Annotated in this window: 12 protein-coding genes; 3 read left to right on the plus strand and 9 right to left on the minus strand. The window is 60.8% G+C overall.

Annotated elements, in window-relative coordinates:
* Positions 1 to 2: 2 nt before the first annotated feature.
* From KI617_RS03795 to KI617_RS03835, 9 genes are all read right to left on the minus strand, one after another.
* Positions 3 to 407 (minus strand): hypothetical protein, encoded by a 405-nt coding sequence (locus tag KI617_RS03795; RefSeq protein ID WP_226450696.1) that lies wholly within the window; start codon positions 405 to 407, stop codon positions 3 to 5.
* Positions 371 to 973, minus strand: coding sequence for a hypothetical protein (locus tag KI617_RS03800; protein WP_226450697.1), 603 nt, complete (start codon positions 971 to 973; stop codon positions 371 to 373). The genes KI617_RS03795 and KI617_RS03800 overlap by 37 nt, the downstream gene beginning before the upstream one ends.
* On the minus strand, positions 970 to 2475 hold the full coding sequence (locus tag KI617_RS03805) for a hypothetical protein (protein ID WP_226450698.1): 1506 nt from the start codon (positions 2473 to 2475) through the stop codon (positions 970 to 972). The genes KI617_RS03800 and KI617_RS03805 overlap by 4 nt, the downstream gene beginning before the upstream one ends.
* A complete protein-coding gene (locus KI617_RS03810) occupies positions 2472 to 3671 on the minus strand; it encodes a type II secretion system F family protein (protein ID WP_226450699.1) in 1200 nt (399 codons plus the stop codon). The genes KI617_RS03805 and KI617_RS03810 overlap by 4 nt, the downstream gene beginning before the upstream one ends.
* A gap of 7 nt (positions 3672 to 3678) precedes the next feature.
* Positions 3679 to 5385: a GspE/PulE family protein gene (locus KI617_RS03815; RefSeq protein WP_226450700.1), complete on the minus strand. Its 1707-nt coding sequence runs from the start codon at positions 5383 to 5385 to the stop codon at positions 3679 to 3681.
* A gap of 7 nt (positions 5386 to 5392) precedes the next feature.
* On the minus strand, positions 5393 to 6646 hold the full coding sequence (locus tag KI617_RS03820; RefSeq protein ID WP_226450701.1) for a tetratricopeptide repeat protein: 1254 nt from the start codon (positions 6644 to 6646) through the stop codon (positions 5393 to 5395).
* A 9-nt stretch (positions 6647 to 6655) separates the two neighbouring features.
* The gene (locus tag KI617_RS03825) at positions 6656 to 8452 is read right to left on the minus strand and encodes a type II secretion system protein GspD (protein WP_226450702.1); all 1797 of its coding nucleotides are present in this window, start codon (positions 8450 to 8452) and stop codon (positions 6656 to 6658) included.
* Positions 8453 to 8558: 106 nt separating this feature from the next.
* Positions 8559 to 9938, minus strand: a complete 1380-nt coding sequence (locus KI617_RS03830) for an ExeA family protein (RefSeq protein ID WP_226450703.1) — start codon at positions 9936 to 9938, stop codon at positions 8559 to 8561.
* On the minus strand, positions 9935 to 11422 hold the full coding sequence (locus KI617_RS03835) for a sigma-54-dependent transcriptional regulator (RefSeq protein WP_226452042.1): 1488 nt from the start codon (positions 11420 to 11422) through the stop codon (positions 9935 to 9937). The genes KI617_RS03830 and KI617_RS03835 overlap by 4 nt, the downstream gene beginning before the upstream one ends.
* Positions 11423 to 11460: 38 nt before the next feature.
* Between KI617_RS03835 and KI617_RS03840 the strand changes: the two genes are divergently transcribed.
* The 3 genes from KI617_RS03840 to mlaD are packed head-to-tail and all read left to right on the plus strand — an operon-like array spanning position 11461 to position 13527.
* The gene (locus KI617_RS03840; protein ID WP_226450705.1) at positions 11461 to 12273 is read left to right on the plus strand and encodes an ABC transporter ATP-binding protein; all 813 of its coding nucleotides are present in this window, start codon (positions 11461 to 11463) and stop codon (positions 12271 to 12273) included.
* A complete protein-coding gene (gene mlaE, locus KI617_RS03845; RefSeq protein ID WP_226450706.1) occupies positions 12266 to 13057 on the plus strand; it encodes a lipid asymmetry maintenance ABC transporter permease subunit MlaE in 792 nt (263 codons plus the stop codon). Before KI617_RS03840 ends, mlaE begins: the two co-directional genes overlap by 8 nt.
* A complete protein-coding gene (gene mlaD, locus KI617_RS03850; RefSeq protein ID WP_226450707.1) occupies positions 13057 to 13527 on the plus strand; it encodes an outer membrane lipid asymmetry maintenance protein MlaD in 471 nt (156 codons plus the stop codon). The genes mlaE and mlaD overlap by 1 nt, the downstream gene beginning before the upstream one ends.
* Positions 13528 to 13540: the final 13 nt, after the last annotated feature.

Here is a 13540-nt window from a genome sequence, read left to right on the forward strand (position 1 = left end):
CTCTAAGGTTCTCGGCGAGATGGCTTTATCAGGATCTTGCCGTCGCCCAGCACGCTCTGATGCTCGCCGCTACCTGGACGGTAGGTATCGCCGACTGGAACGCGGGGGGCTGGGGCGGAGTTTGCCCAATCTGCTTCGCCATTGATCCAGCGGGTGCGGCGGCCGGTGCTGCTGCGTACTTCGCCGTTGATGGTCAGGCCGGCATCGCTATCAACGGGTTCGTGCTGCAGGCCAGGGTTGCGCTGGCGTTGGAGATCGAGCTTGGCGCGCTGTTGCGGGTCGAGGAAGAGCCGGCCGAGCGGGGCGGGGTCGGCCTGGCAGGGGGCCATGGTGAGGAGGAGCAGCACGATGACGGGAAGTTGGCGCATGTTCATTTCTTCCCGGATGGCTGGCGGACGGTCAGCCATTGCATCTCGCATTCGGCCGCCAGCAGGGCCATGGCCGTTTTTTCCTGTCCCTGTTCGGGCAGAGGGCCGAGTTTGCAGGAGCGGACGATGACCAGGGATTTTGCGTTTTTCTCGATACGGCCCAGCGTGTTCAGCAGGTCTTCTTCATGCAGCAGGCGAAGCTGGATTTTCAGGGGGCTGCTGTACCAGCCGGCATTGGCCCCATCGTTGCCATCCAGGGCTGTGCGGGCGCCAAATTCGTATTTCATGCCGGGGATGCGCAAATCGCGCTGGGTGTCGCGCAGCGTTTCCATCCAGTCCAGTCGTTTTTCTTCACCGGCAATGCCTGAACGTTGCAAGCGTTGCAAAATCTGCGTGCGCTCCTTGATATCCATTTCTTCGGTGCGAACCTGACGCAGACGTTGTTCGATCTGGCCTTTCGCGGTTGCTGCGGCATTCCTTTCGTGCTCTGCCTTGCGTACGTCCTGTTGGGCGGCATTGCCGAGCAGGAGGGCAATGACGAAAAGCGCGAGCATCACCGCCAAAGGCAGGCCAAGTTTCCGGAAGTCAGCGCTGGTCCAGGTCATGGCGCGTGGCTCCGGACGATTTCGACGGAAAACTGGTGTGGCTTGGCCTCTTCATCGATGCCGTCGCCGCCACGCAGCGAGGTGCTCGATTCGATGTCGAAGGGGCGTTGCAGGATATTGACCGTGACATTCGGCTCGCCGCGCAAGGCTTCGACAAACTGATCAAAAATGGCAAGGGTTTGCCGGGTATCCGCGCCCTGCTGCCGAATTGAAGCGCGCAAGGTGGTGATTTCAAGGTTGCCCGGGAGCTTGCTGGTGGGGGATAAATCCCCGTTTTTCCAGTCAATGCCTTCCAGGACGATGCTTGGCATGCGGTCGAGAATACGGCTGACCATGCCAAAGGCTGCGCCGGGTTGGCGTTGCTGGCTCGCTAGTTGAGTGTAGCGGTTGGTCAATTGGCGCAGTGTCTCGTTGTCGATGCCCAGTTGCGGAAAGGTGGCGGATATTTCCTGGTAGCGGCGGCTGAAGTCCGCTTCGCTGGCAGCCAGTGTGCTGACTTCTTCGCGGAGCGTGTGGGCGTCATAGGTTTGCTTGGCGGAAAAGAGCACGCTGCCCAGCAAGGCGACCAGGCCGGCGGCAATCAGGCCGTGGCGGATCTGCGACAAGCGGTAGTGGTGACGATGCGTTTCGCCGGCAAATTGTTGCCGGGGCGGGGCGGTGGCCAGCAATTGCAGAAACAGCAGGTCGCTGCGGTTGTCGCCGGGCAGGGTGTGCAGCTTCAGTTTAGCCGCCGCCAGGTGGCTGTCGATGATGTTGAAGCTGAGTTGGCCGCGGTCGGGGCAGGCTTTTTCGATGGCGGGGATGCTCATCGGATGGGCGACGATAAAGACTGGCAGGTTTTCGTCACGTCCGATCAGACGCTGGCCGATCAGGTATTGATGCAGTTTGCCCGCTTCGGCGCCAAAGGCGCTGGCGATGCCGGCGATGCTGCTGTCGGTGAGTGGCGCCATGCGGGAAAAATGGGCATGGCCATCGACCAGGTAGCTTTCGCGGATCGAGTGGTCCTGCACCGTCAGCAGCAGGCTGCGACCGCCGCCGAGCCCGAGTTTTTTGACGAGCAGGCCGCCGAGTTGGGCTACCGTGTAGATGCCGGCCAGCGGGGCTTCGGCGCTGTTGATGCGCTGCAGCCAGGGCTCGAAATGGGCCGGGTTGGTGAGTGCCGAGAGCAGCAGCTTTTCATTCTTGCGCTGGGTTTTTTCGTAGCCGAGCGAAATGGCCGTGGCGAGCGCCGTGCCGAGAAAATGCTGGCCGATCTTGCGGGTGATCAGGGTTTGCCTATCCTGGCCGCGCAGGAAAGGAATGGTTTCGTGGACGTGGCCTTCTTCGGCGATGTTGGCGAGCAGCGAGAAATGGCTCTTGCTGTGCTCGGCCAGGTACTGGGCGAATGTTCTCAGCCCGTCTTCGTTGTTTTCGAAGCTGCCCTCGGGCTGCAACTCGCCGCGCTGGCGGGCGAAGGCCTGCACGCGGTGGGTGTTGAGGTAGAGAAAGCGGCGGGTGATCACGTTTTGATCTTGCTGATGACGTCGTAGATGGGGCCGATGACCGAGAGCATGATCCAGCCGAGCAGGGCGCCCATGAACAGGGTCAGCATCGGTTCGATCAGGGCCTGGGCCTTGCCGACGGATTCCCTGACGTCGCGGTTGTAGAAGTAGCTGACGTTGATCAGCGCCTTGTCGAGTCCGCCGGTGCTTTCACCGATCCGCAGCATGCGGACGACCAGCGGCGGAAACAGCCCGACGTCGCGGAAGGCGCCAGCCACGTTCTGGCCTTCGCGGATCGATTGCTCTACCCGCTCCAGCGCGCGGCGGACAACCCGGTTGCCGACGACGTTCTGGGTCGAGCGGATCGATTCGAGCACCGGGATGCCGGAGGCGTAGAGCATGGCGAAGGTGCTGGCGAAGCGTGACAGGATGATCTTTTTCAGGATCGGGCCGACGACCGGCAGGCGCAGCTTGATGCCGTCGAGACGCAGGCGGGCCAAGGGGTTGCCGCGCAGGATCAACTGCCCGACGATAACGGTGATGATCGGCAGCAGCAGGAAAACGTACCAGAAGTCGACCAGCAGGTCGGACACAAAGAACAGGAGCTTGGTGTGCGGCGGCAGCACGTGGCCCATGTTCTTCACGAACAACTTGAGCTGCGGGACCATGTAGATCATCAGGAAGAAGGTGGCCGACAGCACGATGGTGGCCACAAAGGCCGGGTACATCAGCAGTTTCTTGGTTTGCGAGGCGAGTTCGTCTTCCCACTTCAGCGATTCGCTCAGGCTGGCCAGCACGTCAGGCAGTTGCCCGCTTGATTCGCCGGCCCGGATCAGGTTGCCGAAAACCTGGCTAAAAACATCCGGGTGTTCGGCCATGGCTTGTGACAGGGTCAGCCCGCCCTCGATGCTTTCGATCAGTCCGGCCATGACTTCGCGAAAGCGCGGGTGCTCGACGGAGTCACGCAGATCGGTCAGCCCTTCAAGGATGGGAACGCCAGCCCGGGTCAGCTGTTCGAGGTGGAAACAGAAATTGATCAACTCCGGACGCGGCACGCTCCGGTTGCCGAAAAGGGCGCGGTGCTGGATCGGTGTGCCTGTCACCAAGTCCAGATTCATGCGCTTGAGGCGCATTTCGAGGTCGACCAAGTTGATGGCGTCGAGTCGCCCGTAAGTCATTCGCCCCTCCACGCTGACCGCCTTGTAGTCGAAAAGCATGGCGCGGCTACATCCGGTCGGTCAGGTCGACGACGCGGGCGAGTTCTTCGAGCGAGGTCGTGCCGTTCAGCACGCGGTGCATGCCGTCATCGGCCAGAGTGGTAAAGCCCTGGAGCAGGGCGCGGGCGCGGATTTCGTGGGTGGTGGCGCGGCGGGCGATCAGTTCGTCAATGCCGGCGTCGATGCGCAGCAGTTCCATGATCGCCAGGCGCCCGCGGTAGCCCTGGAAGTCGCACAGCTCGCAGCCGGTCGGCCGGAACAGCACGGGGCGCGGCCCTTCACCCTGCGACCCGAGCAGGCGGATTTCGTGCGGTTCGGCGTGGTAGGGCGACTTGCAGTGCTCGCACAGGCGGCGGATCAGGCGCTGGGCCACGATGCCAATAATGTTGCCGGCCATGATGTCGGGCAAGACGCCGATGTCGAGCAGGCGAGGCACGGCGCCGATGGCTGAATTGGTGTGCAGGGTCGTATACACCTGATGACCGGTCATTGCAGCGCGGAAGGCCATTTCGGCCGTTTCGGCATCGCGCACCTCGCCGACCAGGATGACGTCCGGATCCTGCCGCATCATCGAGCGGATGCCGTTGGCGAAATCGAGCTTGGCGGTTTCGGAGACCGAGGTCTGGCGCACCATCGCCATCGGGTATTCGACCGGGTCTTCGAGGGTCATGATGTGGATGCCCTCGGAATTGATATGGTTCAGAACCGAATAGAGCGTCGTCGTCTTGCCGCTGCCGGTCGGGCCGGTGACCAGGATGATGCCTTCGGGCCGGGCAATCATCAGCTTCAGCTGGTGCAGGTGTTCCTCGGCCAGGCCGAGCCCTTCCAGCGGGACAATTCCCTTTTGCCGGTCGAGAATCCGCAGCACGATGTTTTCGCCGTGGATGGTCGGCTGGCTGGCGACACGAAAATCGATCGGCCGGCCGGAAACGGTCAGGCTGATCCGGCCGTCCTGCGGGGCGCGCATTTCGGCGATGTTCATCCCGGAGAGTACCTTGATGCGCACGGTCATCGCCGGCCAGTAGGACTTATGCAGGGCGCGGATCTGGCGCAGCATGCCGTCGATGCGATAACGGATGCGCAGGAAATTGGCTTCCGGCTCGAAGTGGATGTCCGAGGCTTCGCGCTTGACGGCATCGGTCAGGATCGAGTCGATCAGGCGGACGACCGGCTGGCTGTATTCGTTGTCGGTGGCCGAAAGGCTGTGCCAGTCGATCTCGCCGGTTTCGATTTCATGCAGGATGCCGTCGATCGACAGTTCGTGGCCGTAGTACTGGTCGATGGCGTGGTCGATTTCGGATTCGCCGGCGAGCAGCGTCTCGATCTCGGTGCCTTCCTCCAGTTGGGAGCGCACGCGGTCGAGGCCGACGATGTCGTTGATATCGGAAATGGCCAGCGCCAGCCGGCGATTGGTCCGGTCGTAATCGAGTGGCAGCAGATGGTGGCGCTTGGCCAGATCGCGCGGCACCAGCTTCAATGCTTGCGGATCGATGACAGCATGCGACAGGTCGATGCTCTGCTTGCCGAGGTTTTCCGACAGCGCCTGGCGCAAGGTCGCTTCGGTGACGAAGCCCAGCGAAACCAGCAGTTTGCCGATCGGCTGGTTCTGCTTCATCTGCTCCAGCAGGGCAATGCGCAGCTGATCTTCCGACAGGATGCCTTCGGAGATCAGGATTTGCCCAAGGGGGCGGCGCTGGAGGGCGGCGGTGCTCATGATGGTCTTAGCGTTGAGGCCCGGTTTGCAATTCCCCGACTCGCTGCTCGACCCTGCTGCGGTCGAAGGCGGCCGGCCGTTTGGCCGCGGCCTCAAGGGCGAGTCGGTAATGCTGTGCGGCCAGGCGGTTCTGCCGCAGGTGATCGAGGCTGACGGCCAGGTTGAACAGGTAATCCGGGTTGTCGCCATCGGCCGCGACAGCGTTGAAATAGACCTGCTGCGCTTCCGGCCAGCGGCTCTGGCGGCTGTAAAGATTGCCCAGTGCGAAATTGAGCGGCGCCGAGTCGGGCTGTGATGAGAGCAAGGTTTTCAGACGGCTTTCGGCCGTTTGCGGATCGGCCTCGGCAGATGGCCCGTTCAAGGCTGCTGCCTGGGCAGCCGGGTCGCTCGGGTTGGCGACCAGTGCCCGTTGCCGAAGATTTTCCGCGTCAGCCAAGCGGCCCTGGCGATGGGCGATGGCCGCCAGGGCAAGCAGGGCATCGGTATTGTTCGGGTCGCGCTGTAGCGCCTGCTCGAAATCGCGGCGTGCCGATTCGGTCTCGCCGCGCTGCAGGCTGCTGTGGCCGCGCGCGAGGTTGGTGTCAGGTTCCGGACGTGTGCGAATCAGGCGGATCGGTGCATCGCTCGATTGCTCGTCATAGGCTGCTGGCGTTCGGCTGGGGGGCGGGGCGTTACGAGGTGCGAAGAGTGTTGTTCCGGCCGATTGGTCTGTATTCCCCGTGGCCACTTGCTCGGGAGGTGCCGGCAAGATGTTTGGCGTGGCAGGCGACATCGGCATCGGGGCGTTGCTTCCGGGAGGCGATGGGAGCGGACGAGGGCTTGTCGCCAGAGAGCCTTGGTTCATGGCGTTTAACTGATACCAGACGTAACCGCCAATGGAGATTCCCGCCAGCCCGAGGGTGCCTAATGCCAGCCAGAGCGGCAGGCGGGATTTCGGTTCAGGCGTCTGCTTGGCGGTGAAGGCGTTGCGTACGGTTTCCCGATCGCGAACTTCCGTTGCGGCCACAGGGGCGGCTGCCTTGGCTTGGCTGGTAGCGGGGCGTGCCGCGGGAAGTGGTGTGCTTGCCAGATCAGCGTCCACCGCATCCTGATAGATGGCCAAGTCAGGGAGCGGGCCGGAGGCGCCGTTCGCCGGATCTCTGGCGATGGGCTCCAGGCTGAGACTGTCGACAGCCTCTGTCGGCGCGTTTCCGAACTGAACCCGGGCTGCTCCCTGTTTGGTTGTTTCCGCTCTTTTCAGAGCATCCATCAACAAGCTCATGCTCGGCCCTCAGCGGCTCGGAACAATGTTGAACGGCTGGGCTTCATTCGGCTGGGCGAAGAAATTGTCGCCGGGCAGGAATCCTCGCATGTTGGCGTAGTCACCTTCCAGGCTGGCATCCTTGATGACCACGGGGCGCAGGAAAATGACGAGCTCTGTCTTTCTCGCCAGATTGTCGCGATTGTTTGCCACCTCTCCGATCAGAGGGATTTGGCCAATCAACGGTACACGCTGGTTCTGGTAATCGATCTTGTCTTCCATCAGTCCTCCCAAAACGGCGGTGTTGCCGCTGGTGACACGCATGACCGACTCGATCTCCCGCGTACGAATCTGCGGAACCTTGTTCAGTCCATTGAGGTCCGGGTTGGGATCGGTAACGTAGCCACCGAGGGCAGTGATCGTTGGCCGAACGTTGAGCGTGACCACGTCGTTGTCGCTGATCTGCGGCGTGACGCTCATGACCAGGCCGACGCTGACGGTTTGCGGTGTGGTCGTGTAGGAGCGAATGGGTGTGCCGCCGACAAGATTGGTATTGGCGATGGCTAATTCGGATTTGACATTAAAAAAGACGATGTTTTCGACCACCTTCAGCAGTGCGGTCTGATTGTTCATGACCGATAGGCGTGGGCTGGACAGCACTTTGGTCGTGCCGAACTGGTTGAGCATGGTGATGGCAGCGCTCGGGGCACCACCGGCGCCGGTGTACTCCAGATTCTTGACGGTGGCGGCAGTCAGTGTGTTGCCGATGAAGCGGAAGGTTGCGCCTCCGCTGGTAATCTTGGTCCAGTCGATACCTTGCTGATAGCCATCGTTCAGCGTGACCTCGACAATTGTCGCCTCAATCAGCACCTGGCGGCGGGACGAATTGACGACGCGGTCGACAAACTCCTGAATCCTGTCGTGCTGGCGCTGAGTGGCGCGTACTGTGATGACGCCGGTTTCGGCATTCATGATGACCGAAGCGGCTTCCCGGAAGGTGCTGTGGCGAACGAGTGTAGTGCCGGCAGTCTGACTGGCCGAACTGGGCGATGGATTGCCCTGGAGTGCGTTGGCGATGGCCTGGGCTGCCTTCTTGCCAGTTTGAGGCAGGGCGGCGGCACCGGTTGCCGTCTGTTCGTTGTTTTGCTCGTAGCTGGTTTCGCTCGAGCCTTCCGGCAATACTTTGTCGGTTTCGCGCAGGATGTCCTTGATGTTCTTTTCCAGGGATTCCCAGAACTGATTTTTCGAGGAATTCTCGATGCGTGTGTTGGAAATGTTGCCGCCACTGGCGCCGGTGGCAGCGGCGGCGCTTCCGCCACTAGGTACGCCGGTCGCAATCTGCGTGTTGGCTGATATGGTGCCTGTCACGCTACGCGCCATATTCACGTAATCGACCTTGTAGTGCTTAAGAAAGGGCGAGTCCGGCATCACGGCGAGGTTGGGGCCATCCAGTTCAAAGCGCATGTCGACCTGCTTGGATATGCGGGTCAGCAATTGCGGCAGGGTCTGGTCAATGGCGTTCAGTGTGACGTTGCCGGTGATGCCGGGATGGATGTCGACATTGACCTTGGCGTCGCGGGCCAGCGCGAACAGCAGGTCACGGACCGGCACGTTATTGACGACCACACTATAGGTTTCGGCCTTGCGGGTAGCTTTGGGCTTGGGAAGGGAGAGCGTCTGCTGCACGGGGGCCGGGATGTTGCCGCTGGCAACGGGTGGGGCGTTTTCAGTGTTCAGATGCCCCTTCAGTGGTTCGCGAGGCGTAGGGGCCGCACAGGCGGCTAGCAAGAGGGCGGCGAACGTTGCGCTGATAAAACCGATTTTCATCGGGTTATGCCTTGTCTGAGCAGAGTGGTCACGTATTGATTGGTTTTCACTATGATGCTAGCACGTTAATTGGCCGGGCTGCATGCTTTGCCGCCTGTGGGTAAGGTTAGCGCAACTTGCTGACCTGTCTGGGGAAAGGCTGAACGGCCTTGATCGATTCTGGCAGGGTTTGCATGGCCGAAACTGCTTCCTCCCGACTGTCAAAATCACCAAAAATGACGCCCACCCTGTCGCGTCCGGAGAGGCTGGAGCGATAGACGCGAATGTGTGCCGGTTCGAGTACATTGATCGCCCGGGAAAGAAAACCCTCGACTTCGCCCGTATGGTTGGCATCGGTCGCCAGTAGCTGGATGAAATAGTGATTGCGCGGGGCGTCCTTGATCCACTCGTCATACTGGGCGAGGTGCTGACGGGTCAGGGCGCCAAACCGGATCTTGTCTGGTGTTGCAGTTGCTGTTGAGTTCTCTGCTTCGCCACGGGGCGGTATCGCTTGCAGGCGCTTGCTGCTTTGCGGTGCTTGCGCCTTGGCCTGCGCTGGTGGTGCGCTGTCGTTGGGCGGTATCGGGGGGCGGGAGCCGAGGCCGATGGTCATCGCGATGAGCAGGGCGGCAATGCCGGCGCCGGCTAGTCCCCAGAGTAGCGGCCTGGGGTTGAACGGCGCTTTCGGTTGCAAGGGTGAAAAGCGGGCGTCCTGTTCCGCGATCCTGATCTCCTTGCTGTCTACTTGGTGGCTGCCGCTGGAATAAGCCGCCAGCAGGGCCTTGTCGGCGAGGATGTTGATGCGGCGGGATAGCCCTTCGGAAATCCGGGCAATCATCTGGATCGCCTCGCCCGTAAACGGGTTGGGGCCATGGTAGCCGGCAGCACGCAGGCGAAACTCGATGTAGGCGGCAACGTCGTCCTGCTTGAGCGGCATCAGATTGAAGTGCTGGGTGATGCGCTCGCGCAGTTGCCGCATGTCGGTTGCCAGCAGGCGTTCATCGAGTTCCGGCTGGGCGAAGAGGGCGATTTGCAGCAGCTTGGTCGCCTTCGACTCCAGGTTGGACAGAAGGCGGATTTCTTCCAGCGATTCGGCGGGCATGGCATGTGCCTCGTCGATCAGTAGCACGACGCGCTTGCCTTCGGCGTAACGTGCGATCAGGGCGTCCTGCAGGGCGCGGGTCAGCGAATGCGTGGCCTTGCCGTCGGCTGGAATGCCCAGTTCGTCGGCGATGGCGCCAAGAATTTCCTGGCGGGACAGCGACGGGTTGGCCAGGTAGAGCGTTTCGACGTTTTCCGGCAGTCGTTCGAGCAGCATGCGGCAGAGCATGGTCTTGCCGCTGCCGACTTCGCCGGTGACTTTGACGATGCCTTCGTCCTGAGTGATGGCGTAGATCAGCGCGTCGAGCGTCGGCCCGCGGTTGGCGCCGGTGAAGAAGAAATCGGTGTGGGGCGTGATGCGGAAGGGGGGCTCACGTAGCCCGAAGTGCTCGAGATAAAGGCTCATCGGCGGTTCCAGCCTTCCATGCGGTTGTAGAGTGTGGTGCGGTTGATGCCGAGGCGGCGGGCGGCTTCGCTCATGTTGCCGCCGCTGAGTTCGATGGCCGCCTCGATGTAGCCGCGCTGCCAAAGCTCCAGCGTGGCATCGAGGTTGAGGCGGGATGATTTTTCGAGGTGCTGGCGGGCCGCCTGCTTGACGTCGGCCAGGTCGTTGGCAAGCAGGCTGGCAACGCCAGTAGGCTGTTCCGGGCTTTCGAAATGGTCGAATTCTGCCCTCAACTGGTCGGCGCTGACGGTTTGTCCGGCATAGCGGGTGGTGAGGCGGATGATGATGTTGCGCAGTTCGCGAACATTGCCCGGAAAGCCGTAATCCAGCCACAGCGATTGGGCCGCCGGCGCCAGCAAGAATGGCTCGGCATGTACGCCTGCGGCGCAGGTTTTCCGAAAATGTTCGAGCAGGAGCAGGCGATCAAGTCCGGTTTCACGCACGGGAGGGACGGCGATCGTGAAGACCGAGAGTCGGTGGAAAAGGTCGGCCCGGAAGCGTCCGGCCCGCATTTCCTGTCGGAGGTCACGATTGGTTGCGGCGATGATACGAGCGGTCGATGTCCGTGTCTGGGTCTCGCCAACGCGCTGATACTCGCCGTTTTCCAGGACGCGCAACAGCTTGGGCTGCAAATCCAGTGGCAGTTCGCCGATTTCATCGAGGAATAGGGTTCCGCTGTCGGCATCTTCGAAATAACCTGCCTTGGCGGAAGCGGCGCCCGTGAAGGCGCCCTTGGCGTAGCCGAACAGCGTGGGTTCGAGGAGCGTTGGCGAAATGGCGGCGCAATTCAGGGCCAGGAAAGGCTTGTCTCGACGTTCGGTCAGGCGATGCAGGTAGTGGCTGGCGACGATGTCCTTGCCGCTGCCCGATTCGCCTTCGATCAATACCGGGTAGGCGAGGTTGGCATATTGGCCAAGTTGCAGGCGTAGGCGCTGCATAGGCAGGCTTTCGCCGATCAGTCCTGAGGCTTGTGCTGCCTGGTTGTCGTGGCCGAAACGCAAAGCCTGGCGGAAAAGCTCGGCCAGGCGGCCCGGGTCGCAGGGCTTGGCGATGAACTCGACGGCACCCAGTGTTCGGGCATGGCGGGCGTTGTCTTCATCGCTCTGGCCGGAGAGAACGATGATTTTCATGTCCGGCGACAGGGCAAGCAGGTCGCCGATCAGGGCAAAACCCTCATCGGGGCGGTGCGGCAAGGGGGGCAGGCCAAGGTCGACCAGGGCGACTTGGGGTGGATGGCGGAGTTGTCGCAGCATGGCCAGAGCGTGCGCGCGGGAGTGACTTGTGAGAACGTCATATTCCTGGGCGAAGGCGAAATTGAGCGATTCGCTGATTAGTGAATCGTCATCAACAATCAGCAGGAGTGGCTTGGCAACTGGCAAGAGCGCAACATTCCATGTGAAATATTTCCGATTATAGCCTTGTCGTTTCCCGGCGACCGTTGGCATTTCTGTTAAAATCGCCAGTCTTTTTTGAGGAATGTACTTTGTCGGACGACATCCTGGTCGATATCGAGGACCTCCACTTCAATTATGACGGCAGGCCTGTGCTGCAAGGAATCAATATGAAGATTCCGCGCGGCAAGGTGGTGGCGATCATGGGTGGTTCCGGTTGCGGCAAAACCACGCTGTTGCGGTGCATCGGTGGCCAGTTGCGGCCGACCGGCGGGCGCGTTCGGCTGGAAAAACACCAGGTGTGCGAAATGTCCGAGGCCGAGTTGTATCGCTTGCGGCGCCGAATGGGTATGTTGTTTCAGTTTGGCGCCCTGTTTACCGATATGTCGGTTTTCGACAATGTCGCGTTTCCGATGCGCGAACACACGGACATGTCGGAAGAAATGATCCGTGATCTGGTGCTGATGAAGCTCGAAGCGGTCGGCTTGCGTGGTGCGAACAAATTAATGCCGGGTGAATTATCCGGCGGCATGGCGCGGCGAGTCGCCCTGGCGCGTGCGCTGGCACTTGATCCGATGCTGGTGATGTACGACGAGCCGTTCACCGGTCTTGATCCGATTGCACTCGGCGTGATTGGTCAGTTGATCCGCAAATTGAACGATGCGCTGGGCGCGACGTCGATCATGGTGACCCACGATATTCATGAGTCCTTGCTAATCGTCGATTACATCTATTTCCTGAACGGCGGCCAGGTGGTTGCCGAAGGGACACCGGACGAAATCCGCGCGTCGAAGGATCCATTCGTCCATCAGTTCGTTTATGCCGAGCCGGATGGCCCGGTGCATTTTGATTACCCGGCCCCATCGGTGCGCGAAGAATTCCTGAGTGGGGTCGTGCATGCTTGACCCGGTATCCCTGGTTCGGAAAATTGGCCATGTGACGGTTGAGCGCATCTGGCGGCTTGGTTTCGCGGCGCGTTTCTTCTGGGCCGTGCTCATGCATTCCGGCTCATCGTTCCGTCGCTTGCCGCTGACCTTGCGTGAAATTTATTTCAGCGGCGTTCTGTCGCTGTTAATCATCATGGTTTCCGGCTTGTTTGTCGGGCTGGTGCTCGGCCTGCAGGGCTACGAAATCCTGCAGCGTTTTGGTTCGACCGAAGCCCTGGGGACGCTGGTTGCCCTGTCGCTGACCCGCGAATTGGGGCCGGTGCTGGCCGCGATTTTCTTTGCCTCACGGGCCGGCTCGTCGGTGACGGCTGAAATCGGCCTGATGAAGGCGACCGAGCAACTCAAGGCCATGGACATGATGGCGGTCAATCCGATTGCCCGTGTCGTGGCGCCGCGTTTCTGGGGCGGTGTCATTTCGATGCCGCTGCTGGCTGCAATTTTTTCCGCCATGGGTGTGCTTGGCGGATGGCTGATCGGCGTTGTCTTCATTGGCGTCGATGATGGTGCTTATTGGTCGCAGATGCAGGCAAGCGTCGATTTTCGCTACGACATCTGGAATGGCGTCATCAAAAGTTTTGTCTTTGGTATCGCGGTTTCGCTGATTGCCGTTTTTGAGGGCTACGATTCGGTGCCGACTGCCGAGGGTGTCTCGCGCGCCATCACGCGAACTGTGGTGACTTCGGTGCTGACCGTGCTGGCGCTGGATTTCGTCTTAACCTCGTTCATGTTCCGGGGAGCTTAATGAACCGTACCGTACTCGACCTGTGGGTCGGATTTTTCGTGGCACTTGGCCTTGCTGCCTTGCTTTTTTTGTCGCTCAAGGTCGGCAACTTGGCGTCATCTCACTTGTCTGAGACCTACGAGCTGCAAGCCAAGTTTGATAACATCGGCGGTCTGAAGGTGCGTGGCCCGGTCAAGAGCGCTGGTGTCGTGGTCGGACGGATCATTGATATCCGGTTTGATGCAGCGACCTATGAGGCTGTGGTCAGCATGACCATTGATGGGCGTTACCGCTTTCCCAAGGATACGTTTGCCTCGATTAATACGGCCGGTCTGCTCGGCGAGCAGTATGTCGGACTGGATGCCGGTGGTGACGAGAAGATGTTGCAGGCGGGTGAGACGATAGCAAAGACTCAATCGGCAATCGTTCTTGAGAAATTGATCAGCCAGTTTTTATTTAGCAAAGCGGCAGACGGACAGGACAAGAAATGACGAAAAGTCTCGG

Origin of the sequence: Ferribacterium limneticum, from assembly GCF_020510625.1 — a bacterium.
Taxonomy (GTDB): Bacteria; Pseudomonadota; Gammaproteobacteria; order Burkholderiales; family Rhodocyclaceae; genus Azonexus; species Azonexus limneticus_A.

Coding starts and splice junctions, on each gene's coding strand:
- KI617_RS03830 (WP_226450703.1), bottom strand. CDS start 9,938: ATGAGCCTTTATCTCGAGCACTTCGGGCTACGTGAGCCCCCCTTCCGC.
- mlaE (WP_226450706.1), top strand. CDS start 12,266: ATGCTTGACCCGGTATCCCTGGTTCGGAAAATTGGCCATGTGACGGTT.
- KI617_RS03825 (WP_226450702.1), bottom strand. CDS start 8,452: ATGAAAATCGGTTTTATCAGCGCAACGTTCGCCGCCCTCTTGCTAGCC.
- KI617_RS03810 (WP_226450699.1), bottom strand. CDS start 3,671: ATGCTTTTCGACTACAAGGCGGTCAGCGTGGAGGGGCGAATGACTTAC.
- KI617_RS03835 (WP_226452042.1), bottom strand. CDS start 11,422: ATGCCAACGGTCGCCGGGAAACGACAAGGCTATAATCGGAAATATTTC.
- mlaD (WP_226450707.1), top strand. CDS start 13,057: ATGAACCGTACCGTACTCGACCTGTGGGTCGGATTTTTCGTGGCACTT.
- KI617_RS03820 (WP_226450701.1), bottom strand. CDS start 6,646: ATGAGCTTGTTGATGGATGCTCTGAAAAGAGCGGAAACAACCAAACAG.
- KI617_RS03815 (WP_226450700.1), bottom strand. CDS start 5,385: ATGAGCACCGCCGCCCTCCAGCGCCGCCCCCTTGGGCAAATCCTGATC.
- KI617_RS03800 (WP_226450697.1), bottom strand. CDS start 973: ATGACCTGGACCAGCGCTGACTTCCGGAAACTTGGCCTGCCTTTGGCG.
- KI617_RS03795 (WP_226450696.1), bottom strand. CDS start 407: ATGGCTGACCGTCCGCCAGCCATCCGGGAAGAAATGAACATGCGCCAA.